Below are 13,719 nucleotides of genomic sequence, written 5' to 3' on the forward strand. Positions count from 1 at the left end.
GCACCCTCACCGCGAGCCCCGTGCTCGTGAGCGCCGCGCACCTCGGCACCCGGCGTCGGACACTCCGACGCCGCCACCTCCCCATCGGACGGAACACACCATGGTCACCTTCGTCGACAACGTCACGCTGCACCTGCGCGCCGGGCACGGCGGCAACGGCTGCGTCTCCGTCCGCCGCGAGAAGTTCAAGCCGCTGGCCGGCCCCGACGGCGGCAACGGCGGTCACGGCGGCGACATCGTCCTCGTCGCCGATGCGCAGACCACCACGCTGCTCGCCTTCCACCGGCACCCGCACCGCTCCTCGGCCAACGGCGGCCCCGGGATGGGCGACCACCGCGCCGGCGGCAACGGCGACCTCCTCGAGCTGATGGTCCCGGTCGGGACCGTCGTCAAGTCGCCCACGGGCGAGGAGCTGCTCGACATGGACGAGCCGGGGCTCCGCTTCGTCGTCGCCCCCGGCGGCCAGGGCGGCCTCGGCAACGCCTCGCTGGCGACCACCAAGCGCAAGGCCCCCGGGTTCGCGCTGCTCGGCACTCCCGGCTGGGAGGGCGACGTCGTCCTCGAGCTGAAGACCGTCGCCGACGTCGCGCTCGTGGGCTTCCCCTCGGCCGGCAAGTCCAGCCTCGTCGCCGCGATCTCGGCAGCGAAGCCGAAGATCGCCGATTACCCGTTCACCACCCTCGCCCCCAACCTCGGCGTCGTCCAGGCGGGGGAGTCGCGCTACACCGTCGCCGACGTCCCCGGCCTGATCGAGGGTGCGAGCGAGGGCAAGGGCCTGGGCCTGGAGTTCCTCCGCCACGTCGAGCGCTGCACCGCTCTCGTGCACGTGCTCGACTGCGCCACGCTCGAGCCGGGCCGCGACCCGCTGACCGACCTCGACATCATCCTCGGCGAGCTGGCCGCGTACCCGGTCGGCGACGGCCAGGTGCCGCTGCTCGAGCGCCCGCAGCTGATCGCCCTGAACAAGGTCGACGTGCCGGAGGCCCAGGAGCTCGCCGACTTCGTCCGCGCCGACCTCGAGGCCCGCGGCTACCGCGTCTTCGAGATCTCGACCGTCTCCCACTCGGGACTGCGCCAGCTGACCTTCGCCCTCGGCGAGATCGTCGAGCAGCACCGTCTCGCCCTCGCGGCCGAGCCCAAGGTCGAGCGGATCACCATCCGCCCGCGCGCCGTCGACGAGAAGGACTACGAGATCCGCGTCGAGGGCGGCTCCTACGGCAACGTCTACCGTGTGCTCGGCACCAAGCCGCAGCGCTGGGTCGCGCAGACCGACTTCACCAACGACGAGGCCGTCGGCTTCCTCGCCGACCGCCTCGCGAAGCTCGGCGTCGAGAACGGCCTCTTCTCGGCCGGGGCCGTCGCCGGCTCCACCGTCGTCATCGGCCCGGGCGACGGCGTCGTCTTCGACTGGGAGCCCACGCTCACCTCGACGGCGGAGCTGATCACCGCCCCGCGCGGCACCGACCTCCGGCTCGAGGAGAACAACCGCAAGACCCGCGCCGAGCGCCGCGACAACTACCTCGAGCGGATGGACGCCAAGGCGGCTGCCCGCGCCGAGCTCGACCGCGAGCGCCAGGGCGGCGTCTGGCGCGTCTCCGACGAGGACGACCTGGTGGGCGACGCCGAGGAGGTCTGACTCCTCGGCTCCGCCCGTCGGCGCCCGGTCGTCTGCGAATACACTGGCCGGATGCCACAGACCACCCTCGACAGCTCCGTCCTGACCGAGCGGTTCGCCGCCTCCCGCACGGCCTCGCGGTCGCTGCGCAGCGCGACGACCGACCTCAAGAACCGCGCCCTGCTCGCGATCGCCGACGCCGTCCGCGGGTCCGTCGAGCGGATCGTCCCGGCCAACGAGCTCGACCTCGCGAACGGTCGGGAGAACGGCATGAGCACCGGTCTGCAGGACCGCCTCCGCCTCGACGAGGCGCGCCTCGGCTCCCTCGCGGACGCCGTGGTCGCGGTCGCGGGTCTCGTCGACCCGGTCGGCCAGACGGTCCGCGGCTCCAACCTGCCCAACGGCGCCTCGCTCACCCAGGTGCGCGTGCCCTTCGGCGTCGTCGGCGCCATCTACGAGGCGCGCCCCAACGTCACGATCGACATCGCCACCCTCGCGCTCAAGAGCGGCAACGCCGTGATCCTCCGCGGCGGCAGCGCGGCCGAGAACACCAACCGCGTCCTCGTCGAGCTGCTGCAGGAGGCGGTCGCCTCCGTCGGCCTGCCCGCCGAGCTGATCCAGACGGTCGACGACTTCGGCCGCGAGGGCGCCAAGGCCCTGATGCGCGCTCGCGGCTACGTCGACGTGCTCGTGCCCCGCGGCAGCGCCGGCCTGATCGAGTCGGTCGTGACCGAGTCGACCGTGCCGGTGATCGAGACGGGCGCCGGAGTGGTGCACGTCTTCCTCGACGCGAGCGCGGACGAGCAGTGGGCCGTCGACATCGTGCACAACGCCAAGACCCAGCGCCCGAGCACCTGCAACGCCCTCGAGACGCTGCTCGTGCACCGCGACGCCGCCGAGCGCCTCCTGCCGCCCGTCCTCGGCCGCCTCGCCGCCGCCGGAGTGACCGTGCACGGCGACGAGCGGGTCCGCGCGATCATCGCCGATGCGGTGCCCGCGACCGAGGAGGACTGGACGGCCGAGTACTACTCTCTCGACATCGCGGTCGCCGTCGTCGACGATCTCGACGCGGCGATGGACCACATCGCCCGCTACTCCACCCACCACACCGAGTCGATCGTCACGAACGACCTGCGCAGCGCCGAGCGCTTCCTCGCCGAGGTCGACTCCGCGGTGGTGATGGTGAACGCGTCCACCCGCTTCACCGACGGCGGCGAGTTCGGCTTCGGAGCGGAGGTCGGCATCTCGACGCAGAAGCTGCACGCCCGCGGCCCGATGGGACTGCCCGAGCTGACGAGCACGAAGTGGCTGCTGCGCGGGTCCGGTCAGGTCCGCTCCTAGCGCCGCACCCGGCTCGCGGCGGTGTCCGGGTAGACTCGACGACGCCCTGAGTGGGCGATCCCGATTCCAAGGAGCACCGCATGTCCCTCGTGACGACCGTCCTCGCTGAAGCAGCGCACACCGAGCTGCCGATGCCGACCATCGTCTACGGGCTGATCGCCGTCGTCGCCTTCACCGCGCTCGGCTTCGTCACGTGGAGCTACCGCGACGTCGCCAACCGCCACTCGCACAAGACCGGTGCCGGCTCGCACGACTCCCACGGCCACGGCCACTAGTCCGGCGGCCCTGCGATCGTGACGTCCGCCGCGAGCGGAGACCCGCGGCGTCCGCGCATCGGTGTGATGGGTGGCACCTTCGACCCGATCCACCACGGGCACCTCGTCGCCGCCTCCGAGGTGGCGCAGTCCTTCGACCTCGACGAGGTCGTCTTCGTGCCGACCGGCCGGCCGTGGCACAAGAAGACGGTCACGCCGCCGGAGCACCGCTATCTGATGACGGTCATCGCGACCGCGTCCAACCCGCGCTTCACCGTCAGCCGCGTCGACATCGACCGCGTCGGCACGACGTACACCATCGACACGCTCCGCGACATCCACCTCGCCCACCCCGACGCCGAGCTGTTCTTCATCACGGGAGCCGACGCCGTCGAGCAGATCCTGAGCTGGAAGGACTACGACGAGCTCTGGGAGCTGGCGCACTTCGTCGCCGTCAGCCGGCCGGGTCACGCCCTGTCCGTTTCGGGATTGCCGGCTCAGGACGTATCCTTGTTGGAAATTCCGGCGCTAGCGATTTCCTCGACGGACTGTCGGAGCCGCGTGAACCGGGGTGATCCGGTCTGGTATCTGGTTCCCGACGGTGTCGTCCAGTACATCTCGAAGCACCACCTGTATCGGAGCACGCCATGACAGTTCAGCACGAGGGCGCGCCGCTCACCCGGCGCGAGATCCGCGAGCGCGAGCGAGCCGCGGCCGGCGCCGCGCCCGCCGCCGCACCGACGACCTCCCGCCGCGCCGCGACCGCGTCCGTCACCGCCGCGGGCGAGATGCCCGTCCTCACCGCGACCCAGGCCCTGCGCGTCCCCGTCGTCGCGCCCACTCCCGCCGCCGAGCCCGAGCTGAGCACCTCCGCCATCGAGGTCGTGCTGCCCGAGGGAGTCGACCGCAGCACGCTCACCCGCCGCGAGCTCCGCGCGCTGCTCGCCCAGCAGCAGGCGGAGCAGGTCGCCGCGACCCCCGAGGCCGCGCCCGTCGACGCCGCGCAGGATCCGGCGAAGGCCGAGCCCGACGCCGCTGAGGAGTCCGCTCCCGAGGAGTCCCCTCGCGAAGAGGCCGCTGCCGAGGAGTCCGCTCCCGAGGCGTCCGCCGTCGAGCAGCCGGCCGACGAGCTCGAGCAGTCGGACGACGAGCCCGAGCAGCCCAAGCTCAACACCGCCCTCTTCGCCACCGTCGGCACGCTCGACATCGCGGACGAGAAGGCGACCGAGATCACCGGCAGCTTCCACCCGCCGATCGAGCACCTGGCCATCACCGACGAGCTCGACAGCAAGTCCAAGGAGGAGGTCGACGCCTCCTTCGACTCCCTCATCGCGAGCGGAGTCGCCTCGACGGGCGCCGTCACCACGACGAACGCCCTGATCCTGCCGACCGCGGGCGACGCGTCGCCCGTCCGCACGGACACGGGGGAGGTGCTCGTCACGGGCTCCTTCGACCTGCCGCGCAGCCTCGGCTCCACCGGTCAGCACCCCAACCTCTACGACTCGCCCGATGTCGACCGCTACGTCGACCGCATCGACCGCGAGCAGCCCGCCTCCGACTCGGAGCCCGTCCGGGCGTCGAGCGCCGTCTCCACGCACGCCGCGGGCACCGCGATGATCGCCCCGCAGAAGCGCCGCGCCGTCAGCGTCCCCGTCGTGCTGGCCATCACCGCCGCCGTGCTGCTGGTCGCCTCGATCGCGCTGTTCATCGGCGGCTTCGTCCTCAACATCTTCTGATCCACCACCGACACTGAAGGCTTCATGACTGCGACCGCTTCCGCCCGCGCCCTGCTCGACCTCGCGGCCACCGCCGCCGACTCCAAGGGCGGGGAGGACCTCGTCGCGCTCGACGTCTCGGGACCGCTGCCGCTCGTCGACATCTTCTTCCTGGTGACGGGGCGCTCCGAGCGCAACGTCGTCGCCATCGCCAACGAGGTGGAGGACCGCCTCAACGAGTCCGGAGCCAAGCTCCTGCGCCGCGAGGGCCGCGCCGAGGGCCGGTGGATCCTGCTCGACTTCGGCGACCTCGTCGTCCACGTCTTCCACGAGGAGGACCGGATGTACTACTCGCTGGAGCGCCTCTGGAAGGACTGCCCCGTGGTCCCGATCACGGTGGCGAACGCCGTTCCCGCCGACTCCGCGGCCTCCTCGAACTGAGGAACACGCCCGGCGGCAACGCTCGATTTCACTCCTCGCGCTTCGTGTTGTAGTTTATTCGAGTTGCTTCCGCCGGGCGGAGGAGCGGGCCGCAAGGCCGGTACCTCGAGTCCGAGAAGCGCACCAAGGGTCCGTGGCGCAGCTGGTAGCGCACCTGCATGGCATGCAGGGGGTCAGGGGTTCGAATCCCCTCGGATCCACCGCAAGGCAGAGAGCCCCGCACTTCTCCGGAAGCGCGGGGCTTCTGTCGTTTCCCGGGGCGCAGCACCGGGCGACCGATCATCCTGCGCCACCGCACACGACCTCCGAGTCGGTGCCTACCATCCCTGGGATGTCTCACCACTCGAGCAGGCGCCACGGTGCGTCGAGCGTCGGCCGCGTACCCGCCGATCTCCTCGACGCCCTGGCCGACGACCCGATGCGCCGGTCGCCGACGCTCGCGTTCCTCCGCGACTCGCTCGCCGGCGACGTGCACCTCCGCTCCTGGTGGTCCGAGGACGAGAGCGTCGCCGTGGTCGGGTTCGAGTACTCGGGCGAGCGGATCCCGCTGAGCTTCGATCTCCCGCGCCTGCTCGGTGTCCCAGGCGCGGCGACCGGGGAGCGCTGGCTGATCGTGGGTACGCCGGTGCGCCTCCGGCACACCCTGTACGGCTGCGCAACGGCACTCGCGCCGCTCCTCGAGCGGGTGGGCCGGGAGTGCCGGACGTGGGGGCTCGACGGGGTCGTCGTGCCCTGGGTGGACCTCGATGACGGGGACAGAGGAAGCCTGCTGGCCGACCTCGGATTCCGAGCGGTGTTCTCCGACGCCGACTGGCGGCTCGACACCGGCGGGCACGCCGACCTCGACGGCATCCTCGCCGCCCTGCCCCGCACGGCCCGCAAGCAGTTCGCGAGTGACCGGAACCACTTCGCCCGGACGCGCTGCACGATCCGGGACTGGCAGCCGGGCGACGAGGCGTTCGCCCCGCGGCTGCACCGCGAGTTCATGGCCGACCACAGGCACCACGGAGCCGAGTTCACCGACGACGCGTTCGGCTCCTTCTCGGCGCTCCCGGGCGCGCGCCTGAGGGTCGCGGTCGATCCCGAGGAGCGGCCGGTCGGATTCGCGATGGCGATCCACGACGACACGACGATGCACGTCCTGCGCTGGGCGCGTCCGTCCCGGGGAGTCCCGGACCGTCTCTCCGCGACGCTCGGCTACCTCGATCCCGCCGAGTCCGCGATCGGGGCCGGGGTGGAGCACGTGTGGCTCGGCAAGAGCGCGCACCGCTTCAAGCGGCTGCGCGGGCTGACCCCGGTGCCCGCGGCCTTCCACTTCCTCGCGTTCGATCCGGACCGGCAGGCGCGGCTCGGGCGTGCGGCGGAGACGGCGGACCGCATGGCGCGCGAGCGGTACCGGCTGGCGCTGGAGAGCTGAGTGCTCCGCCAGAATGGCGGGATGCCGACTCCGACCGCGCCGCGCGGCCTCATCACCCAGTTCTCCATCGTCGACGCACTGCTGGCGGGTCTGTTCGACGGCGTCGTCACGCGCGCCGAGGCGGACGAGGCCGGCGACTTCGGGCTGGGCTGCGGCGACCACATGGAGGGTGAGCTCGTCGTGCTCGACGGCGTGCACCGGCTGTTCCGCGGCGACGGCTCGGTCGTCGTCCTCGAGCCGGAGGACACGATCGCCTTCGCCGAGCTGGCGCGGTTCACGCCGGACAGCACGGAGACGGTCGAGGCGGTGCCGTCGCTCGACGCCCTGCTGACGGCGGTGCGGCGCACCGTGCCGAGCCCGAACGTGTTCGTCGGCGTCCGTCTCCGCGGCCGCGTCGAACACCTGACGCTGCGGCAGCCGATCGCGCAGGTGAAGCCGTACCTCCGCCTGGCGGACGCGATGCGCGACCAGCGCGAGGTGCACCTGAGCGACGTCGAGGGCACGATCGTCGGCTTCTACGGCCCGAAGCCGTTCCAGGGGATCAGCGTCGCAGGGCTGCACACCCACTTCGTCGACACGAGCGGCTCCGTCGGCGGCCACGTCCTCGCGGCGTCCGGACTGAGCGGCGAGCTGGCGGTCGAGCAGTACGCCGGGCTCACCGTGCGCCTCCCGGAGTCGGAGGACTTCCTCGCCGCGGACCTCGACGACGAGGTCGGCTCCTCCGACGCCGCCATCCGCGCCGTCGAGACCGACCACGCGCACTGAGACGGGCACTGAGGCGCACTCCGGCGGGGGAGCGGCGGGGCCCTACCCTGGACGCATGCCCACGCTGCGCGACGTCCACGCCGTCATCGACCGTCTCTGGCCAGAGGGGGCCGCGGAGGACTGGGACGCTCCCGGTCTCGTCACCGGTGACCCGGCCGCGCAGGTCGAGCGGATCCTCCTCGCGGTCGACGTCGTCGCCGACACCGTCTCCGAGGCCGTCGACGGCGGCTACCAGCTCCTCCTGGCCCACCACCCGCTCCTGCTCCGCGGGGTCACCTCGATCGCGGAGGACGGCTACAAGGGCCGCCTGCTCGCCGAGCTGATCCGGCACGGCTGCGCGCTCGTCTCCGCGCACACCAACGCGGACATCGTCGCGGACGGCGTCTCCGACGTGATCGCGACGCGGCTCGGACTCACCGGCACGACGCCGCTGGTCCCCGGCGAGGACCCGTCGGTCGGCCTCGGTCGCGTCGGCGACCTCGCCGAGGAGGTCACGCTCGGCCGCCTGGCCCGCGCCGTGGCCGAGCTGCTGCCCGCGACCGCCGGGGGAGTCCGTGCCGCCGGCGACTACGAGGCGCCCGTCCGCCGGGTCTCGCTCTGCGGCGGAGCCGGGGACTCCCTCCTCGACAGCCCCGCCGTCCGCACGAGCGACGTCTACATCACGGCCGACCTCCGGCACCACCCGGCCTCCGAGGCGCGCGAGAAGGCCCGCCACGGCACCGGCCCGGCGCTCCTCGACGTCTCGCACTGGGCGAGCGAGTGGCTCTGGCTCGACGTCGCCGCGACCGCTCTGCGCACCGCGCTTCCCGGGGTCGTCGTCGACGTCAGCGAGACCCGCACCGACCCCTGGGATTTCGCGATCGTCCACTGACGCTCCGCGAGCGCGCGAGAATGGAGCCGGCACGCCCACCCTCCGTGCCGGGAACGAGGACCGCGACGTGATTGCCAGCCCCGCCGACCAGCGAGAGCTCCTGACTCTGCAGAGTCTCGACACGAGGGGCAACCAGCTCCGTCACGCCGTCGCCACCCTGCCGCAGATCGCGGCGATCAAGGCGATGCAGACCCGCGACAACGAGACCCGCCGCACCCTCGCGGAGCGCAACGGCCGGCTGGAGGACGCCCGCACCGAGCTCGGCCGCATCGAGTCCGACGTCGAGGTCGTCGACAAGCGCCTCGCCCGCGACCGCGACCGCCTGCAGACCGCCTCGTCCGCGAAGGACATCGCCGCACTCGAGGGAGAGATCACCTCGCTGGTCAAGCGCCGCGGCGACCTCGAGGACATCGAGCTGACGCTGATGGAGCGGATCGAGGGCATCGAGGCCGAGGTCGCCGCCGCCCAGGCCGAGCGCGACGAGGTCGTCGCGGGCATCGCGACCCTCGCCGAGGAGCGCGACGCCCAGGCGGAGAAGCTCGCCGGCAAGCAGGAGGCGCTCGCCCGCGACCGCGCCTCGCTCGTCGAGAAGATCCCGGCCGACCTGGTGGAGCTCTACGAGAAGCAGCGCGCCCGCTACGGCGTCGGCGCGGCGCTCCTGCGTGGCAAGGTGTCGGAGGGGAGCGGCGTCGCCCTCACCGAGTCCGACCTCGCCTGGATCCGCACCACCGCGCCCGACCAGGTCGTGCTCTGCCCCGACAGCGGCTGCATCCTCGTCCGCGGCGACGAGTCGACTCTCGCCTGACCCGGCCCGTACACTGGTTCCGCGAACGGGCCGGCAAGACGGTCGCGTCGCCGGGGTGAGAGCCCCGGCGCCGAGGAACGTCCGGGCTCCGCAGAGCAGGGCGGTGGGTAACACCCACCCGGGGCGACCCGCGAGACAGTGCCACAGAGAACAGACCGCCACGGGCCCCGGCCCGCGGTAAGGGTGAAACGGTGGTGTAAGAGACCACCAGGGGCCGGAGTGATCCGGTCCGCTCGGTAAACCTCGCCCGGAGCAAGGTCAGACAGAGGACGATGCGGCTGCTCGTCGGGTCCTCGGGTAGACCGCTGGAGGGTCACGGCGACGTGCCCCCGAGAGAGATGGCCGTCCAGCGCCCGCCGAGAGGCGCGGCGTGAACAGAACCCGGCGTAATAGCCGACCCCTTCGCCACGAAAGGCCCCGCACCGCGGGGCCTTTCGCGTCTCGTGGCCGGCTGCGCCCCTTTGCGCGGCGGTCCCCGCCCGCCGCGCCGCGGTCGGCCCGGGTGCGTGTGCGCGGCGGTCCCCGCCCGCCGCGCCGCGGTCGGCCCGGGTGCGTGGTCGCGTTCCGCAGAGCGTCGCGCGTCCGGCTCCGCAGAAACGCTGGCACGCGTTTCTCCGACTCGCCTCGGCTCTGCTTCCGCAAGCTCCTGAAGAGCGCCGTCCTCGCACTCATGCTGGTCGAGTAGCCCTCGCAGAGGGCGTATCGAGATCCGCCCCTGCTGGACGCGGGCTCGGGGCTGCCGTCCGGTGACGTCGGTCTCGATACGCCGCTGCGCGGCTACTCGACCAGCAAGAGGGTGGCGGCCCTGTGCAGCCGGAAGGGGTCACCACGCCACTCATGCGGGAAGAGGCATCGCGCGCATGCTGATCGAGCAGGCGCCTGTGCATGCTGATCGAGTAGCCCTCGCAGAGGGCGTATCGAGATCCGCCCCTGCTGGACGCGTGCTCGGGGCCGCCGCTCGGTGGCGTGAGTCTCGATACGCCGCTGCGCGGCTACTCGACCAGCATGGAGGGGGGAGGGCATCAGAGGCGCGGGCCCTCCAGACCGCTCTCGCGAAGCGAGGCGAACCGGCGAAACGCGTGCCAGCGTTTCGTCGTAGCCGAAGGCGACACGCCCTGCGGAACGCGGCCACGTGTCGAGGCCGACCGCGCCGCGGCGGGCGGGGACCGCCGCGGAAGGAGGTACCGCCTCAGCGGCGGACGCCGCCGCCTGCCAGGGCCGCGGCGCCGAGGATGCCCGCGTTGTTGCGCAGGGCGGCCGGCACGATCGGGGTGCGCAGGTCGAGCAGGGGCAGGAACTCCTCGTGGTGCTTGGAGATGCCACCGCCGACGATGATCAGGTCCGGCCAGAGGAGCGCCTCGAGGTGGGAGTAGTAGCGCTGCAGGCGCTTGGCCCAGTGCTTGTAGTCGAGGTCGTCCCGCTCCTTCGCGGCGAAGGACGCCTTCTTCTCGTAGTCGCCGCCGTGGATCTCGAGGTGGCCGAGCTCGGCGTTGGGGATGAGGACGCCGTCGTAGATCTGCGCGGTGCCGATGCCGGTGCCGAGCGTGGTCATCAGGACCAGGCCCTTCTTGTCCTTCGCCGCGCCGAAGCGCGACTCGGCGTAGCCGGCGGCGTCGGCGTCGTTCACGAAGAAGATGTCGCGGCCGATGGCGTCCTCGAACAGCTTCTCGGCCTCGAGGCCGATCCACTCGTCCGAGACGTTCGCGGCGGACATGGTGCGCCCGTGCACCACGGCGGCCGGGAAGCAGATCCCCACGGGGGTGTCGGACGGTGCGTCCGGGAGCATGCCCAGGATCTGCTGCACCGTGGCGACGATGTCCTTCGGACGTCCGCCCTCGGGAGTGGCGACCTTCATCCGGTCGCTGAGGAGGGCGCCCTCGCCGAGGTCGACGTACGCCCCCTTGATGCCGGTCCCTCCGATGTCGATTCCGATCGCGGTCGCAGCAGCAGTCATACCGGCCATGCTAGCGAGGCGGGAGGGGGAGCGACCGGCGACCGGCCCCGGCGTAGGATCGCGACATGTCTGACGGTGATGCGAACAGCTGGTGGTACAACCTCAAGTCCGGTGCGGTGGAGCAGGGCTTCCAGTCCCCGTCCGTCGACCGCGCGGGCCCCTACTCGTCCCGCGAGGAGGCGTCCCACGCTCTCGAGAAGATGCGCGAGAACACCCGACGCTGGGACGAGGAGGACGCGGAGGACCGCTGATCTCGCGCTGAACCGGGTCGCGCCCCGCTACTCGTAGCTGTGCTCGGCTCCGGGGTACGCGCCGGCCTCGACGTCCTCGCGGAACGCGGTCACCGCGCCGGTGAGGACACCGCGCAGGTCGGCGTACTGCTTCACGAAGCGCGGCACCCGGCCGGTGGTGAGCCCGGCGAAGTCGGTCCAGACGAGCAGCTGACCGTCCACGTGCGGGCCGGCACCGACGCCGATCGTCGGGATGCTGAGCTCCTCGGTGACCCGGCGGGCGGCCTCGCTCGGCACCATCTCGAGGACGACGGCGAACGCGCCGGCGTCCTGGACGGCGCGGGCGTCGGCGAGCAGCTGCTCGATCCCCTCGCCGCGGCCCTGGATCATGTGGCCGCCGAGGCCGTGCTCGCTCTGCGGTGTGAAGCCGATGTGCGCCATCACCGGGATGCCGGCCTCGACGATCCGCCGGATCTGCTCCGCGGAGCGGACGCCGCCCTCGAGCTTCACCGCGTGCGCGTGCGTCTCCTTCATGAAGCGGAAGGCGGTGTGCAGCGCGTCGTCCGCGCCCGACTCGTAGGAGCCGAAGGGCAGGTCGGCGACGACGAAGGCGCGCTCGACCGCGCCCGCGACGGCCCGGGCCAGCGGGATCAGCTCGTCGACGGTGACCGGCAGGGTCGTGTCGTAGCCCAGCACCGTGTTGCCGGCGGAGTCGCCCACGAGCAGGAAGTCGATGCCCGCCTGGTCGAAGATGCGGGCCGTGAGCACGTCGTAGCTGGTGAGCCCGGTGATCCGCACCCCCGAGTCCTTCGCGGTCTGGAAGTGGCGGGTTCTCACGCGTTTCACGGGCTGCGCTGACATGCGGTCGAGTCTATCCGCGCCCCGTCGGGGCTCCGCGGGGAACGGCCGGGCGCCCAGCAGGGGAGGGGCGGAGCCACTAGCCTGGGAGCGAAACAGGAAGGGCCTTGATGGACAAGCAACGGGACTTCGTTCTTCGCACCATTGAAGAGCGAGGGATCAAATTCGTTCGCCTCTGGTTCACGGACGTCGTCGGCACGCTCAAGTCGGTCGCGATCGCTCCGGCGGAGGTCGAGGGGGCGTTCGCCGAGGGTCTCGGCTTCGACGGCTCGGCCATCGAGGGACTCACCCGCTCGTTCGAGGCCGACGTCCTCGCGCACCCGGACCCGTCGACCTTCCAGATCCTGCCGTGGCGCGGCGAGATCGATCCGACGGCGCGGATGTTCTGCGACATCACCACTCCCGACGGCCAGCCCGCCGTCGCCGACCCGCGGAACGTGCTCAAGCGCACGCTCGCGAAGGCGGCCGAGCGCGGCTTCACGTTCTACACGCACCCCGAGATCGAGTTCTACCTGCTGAAGTCGTCGACCTTCGGCGCCGAGGGGCCCGAGCCCGTCGACTCCGCCGGCTACTTCGACAACGTCCCCGGCGGCACGGCGCACGACTTCCGCCGCCGCTCCGTCCGCATGCTCGAGGACCTCGGCATCTCGGTCGAGTTCAGCCACCACGAGGCGGGCCCCGGCCAGAACGAGATCGACCTCCGCTACGCGGACGCGCTGACCACGGCCGACAACATCATGACCTTCCGCACGGTCATCAAGGAGGTGGCGATCGAGCAGGGCGTCTACGCGACCTTCATGCCCAAGCCGCTCTCCGGCCACCCCGGCTCGGGCATGCACACGCACCTCTCGCTCTTCGAGGGCGACATGAACGTGTTCTACGAGCAGGGCGCGCAGTACCAGCTGTCCAAGCTCGGCCGCCAGTTCATCGCCGGTCTGCTCAAGCACGCCCCCGAGATCACCGCGGTGACGAACCAGTTCGTCAACTCGTACAAGCGCCTCTGGGGCGGCGACGAGGCGCCCAGCTACGTGTCCTGGGGCCACAACAACCGCTCCGCGCTCGTCCGCGTGCCGCTGTACAAGCCCAACAAGGGCCAGTCCTCGCGCATCGAGTACCGCGCGCTCGACTCGGCCGCCAACCCCTACCTCGCCTACTCGCTGCTGCTGGCCGCGGGACTCAAGGGCATCGAGGAGGGCTACGAGCTCCCCGCCGAGGCCGAGGACAACGTCTGGACGCTGTCGGACGCCGAGCGCCGCGCCCTGGGCTACAGCCCGCTGCCGGCGAGCCTCGACCGCGCGATCTCGCTGATGGAGGAGTCGGAGCTCGTCGCCGAGACCCTCGGCGAGCAGGTGTTCAACTTCGTGCTGCTCAACAAGCGGAAGGACTGGGCCGAGTACCGCGCCCAGGTCACCCCGTACGAGCTGCGCAGCAACCTCGAGATGCTCTGACCCCT

14 protein-coding genes, 1 tRNA gene and 1 other RNA gene are annotated in these 13,719 nt (G+C 71.7%); 14 read left to right on the plus strand and 2 right to left on the minus strand.

Features of this window, described 5'->3' with window-relative positions; genetic code table 11:
• Positions 1–100: 100 nt before the first annotated feature.
• The 12 genes from obgE (at position 101) to rnpB (ending at position 9,629) form a co-directional block, all read left to right on the plus strand.
• Positions 101–1,636 (plus strand): GTPase ObgE, encoded by a 1,536-nt coding sequence (obgE, locus tag EDF17_RS07110; protein ID WP_123445824.1) that lies wholly within the window; start codon positions 101–103, stop codon positions 1,634–1,636.
• 51 nt (positions 1,637–1,687) lie between these two features.
• Entirely contained in the window at positions 1,688–2,956 is a 1,269-nt protein-coding gene (locus EDF17_RS07115; RefSeq protein WP_123445825.1) for a glutamate-5-semialdehyde dehydrogenase, read from the plus strand.
• Between the two features lie 80 nt (positions 2,957–3,036).
• Positions 3,037–3,231 (plus strand): hypothetical protein, encoded by a 195-nt coding sequence (locus EDF17_RS07120; protein ID WP_123445826.1) that lies wholly within the window; start codon positions 3,037–3,039, stop codon positions 3,229–3,231.
• 18 nt (positions 3,232–3,249) lie between these two features.
• On the plus strand, positions 3,250–3,861 hold the full coding sequence (nadD, locus tag EDF17_RS07125) for a nicotinate-nucleotide adenylyltransferase (protein WP_123445827.1): 612 nt from the start codon (positions 3,250–3,252) through the stop codon (positions 3,859–3,861).
• The gene (locus EDF17_RS07130; protein WP_123445828.1) at positions 3,858–4,946 is read left to right on the plus strand and encodes a hypothetical protein; all 1,089 of its coding nucleotides are present in this window, start codon (positions 3,858–3,860) and stop codon (positions 4,944–4,946) included. Before nadD ends, EDF17_RS07130 begins: the two co-directional genes overlap by 4 nt.
• Positions 4,947–4,970: 24 nt before the next feature.
• Positions 4,971–5,366 (plus strand): ribosome silencing factor, encoded by a 396-nt coding sequence (gene rsfS / locus EDF17_RS07135; protein WP_123445829.1) that lies wholly within the window; start codon positions 4,971–4,973, stop codon positions 5,364–5,366.
• Positions 5,367–5,493: 127 nt separating this feature from the next.
• A tRNA-Ala gene (locus EDF17_RS07140) sits at positions 5,494–5,566 on the plus strand.
• 131 nt (positions 5,567–5,697) lie between these two features.
• On the plus strand, positions 5,698–6,783 hold the full coding sequence (locus tag EDF17_RS07145) for a peptidogalycan biosysnthesis protein (protein WP_123445830.1): 1,086 nt from the start codon (positions 5,698–5,700) through the stop codon (positions 6,781–6,783).
• 21 nt (positions 6,784–6,804) lie between these two features.
• Positions 6,805–7,548: an acetolactate decarboxylase gene (locus EDF17_RS07150; RefSeq protein WP_123445831.1), complete on the plus strand. Its 744-nt coding sequence runs from the start codon at positions 6,805–6,807 to the stop codon at positions 7,546–7,548.
• Between the two features lie 55 nt (positions 7,549–7,603).
• The gene (locus tag EDF17_RS07155; RefSeq protein ID WP_123445832.1) at positions 7,604–8,419 is read left to right on the plus strand and encodes a Nif3-like dinuclear metal center hexameric protein; all 816 of its coding nucleotides are present in this window, start codon (positions 7,604–7,606) and stop codon (positions 8,417–8,419) included.
• Between the two features lie 67 nt (positions 8,420–8,486).
• Positions 8,487–9,224 carry a hypothetical protein gene (locus EDF17_RS07160; protein WP_123445833.1) on the plus strand — a complete coding sequence of 246 codons (738 nt, stop codon included), beginning with the start codon at positions 8,487–8,489 and terminating at the stop codon, positions 9,222–9,224.
• Positions 9,225–9,250: 26 nt separating this feature from the next.
• An RNA gene (gene rnpB, locus EDF17_RS07165) (RNase P RNA component class A) lies at positions 9,251–9,629 on the plus strand.
• A gap of 784 nt (positions 9,630–10,413) precedes the next feature.
• On the opposite strand, the gene ppgK is transcribed toward rnpB, so the two are convergent.
• Entirely contained in the window at positions 10,414–11,178 is a 765-nt protein-coding gene (ppgK, locus tag EDF17_RS07170) for a polyphosphate--glucose phosphotransferase (protein WP_123445834.1), read from the minus strand.
• Positions 11,179–11,243: 65 nt separating this feature from the next.
• Between ppgK and EDF17_RS07175 the strand changes: the two genes are divergently transcribed.
• Entirely contained in the window at positions 11,244–11,429 is a 186-nt protein-coding gene (locus EDF17_RS07175) for an SPOR domain-containing protein (RefSeq protein WP_123445835.1), read from the plus strand.
• 27 nt (positions 11,430–11,456) lie between these two features.
• Here EDF17_RS07175 and panB read toward each other — a convergent pair whose 3' ends face one another.
• Entirely contained in the window at positions 11,457–12,269 is an 813-nt protein-coding gene (gene panB / locus EDF17_RS07180) for a 3-methyl-2-oxobutanoate hydroxymethyltransferase (RefSeq protein ID WP_123445836.1), read from the minus strand.
• 107 nt (positions 12,270–12,376) lie between these two features.
• Here panB and EDF17_RS07185 point away from each other — a divergent pair, with 107 nt between their 5' ends.
• Positions 12,377–13,714: a glutamine synthetase family protein gene (locus tag EDF17_RS07185; protein ID WP_123445837.1), complete on the plus strand. Its 1,338-nt coding sequence runs from the start codon at positions 12,377–12,379 to the stop codon at positions 13,712–13,714.
• Positions 13,715–13,719 lie beyond the last annotated feature (5 nt).

The sequence above is a fragment of the Rathayibacter sp. PhB1 genome (genome assembly GCF_004362935.1).
Taxonomy (GTDB): Bacteria; Actinomycetota; Actinomycetes; order Actinomycetales; family Microbacteriaceae; genus Rathayibacter; species Rathayibacter festucae.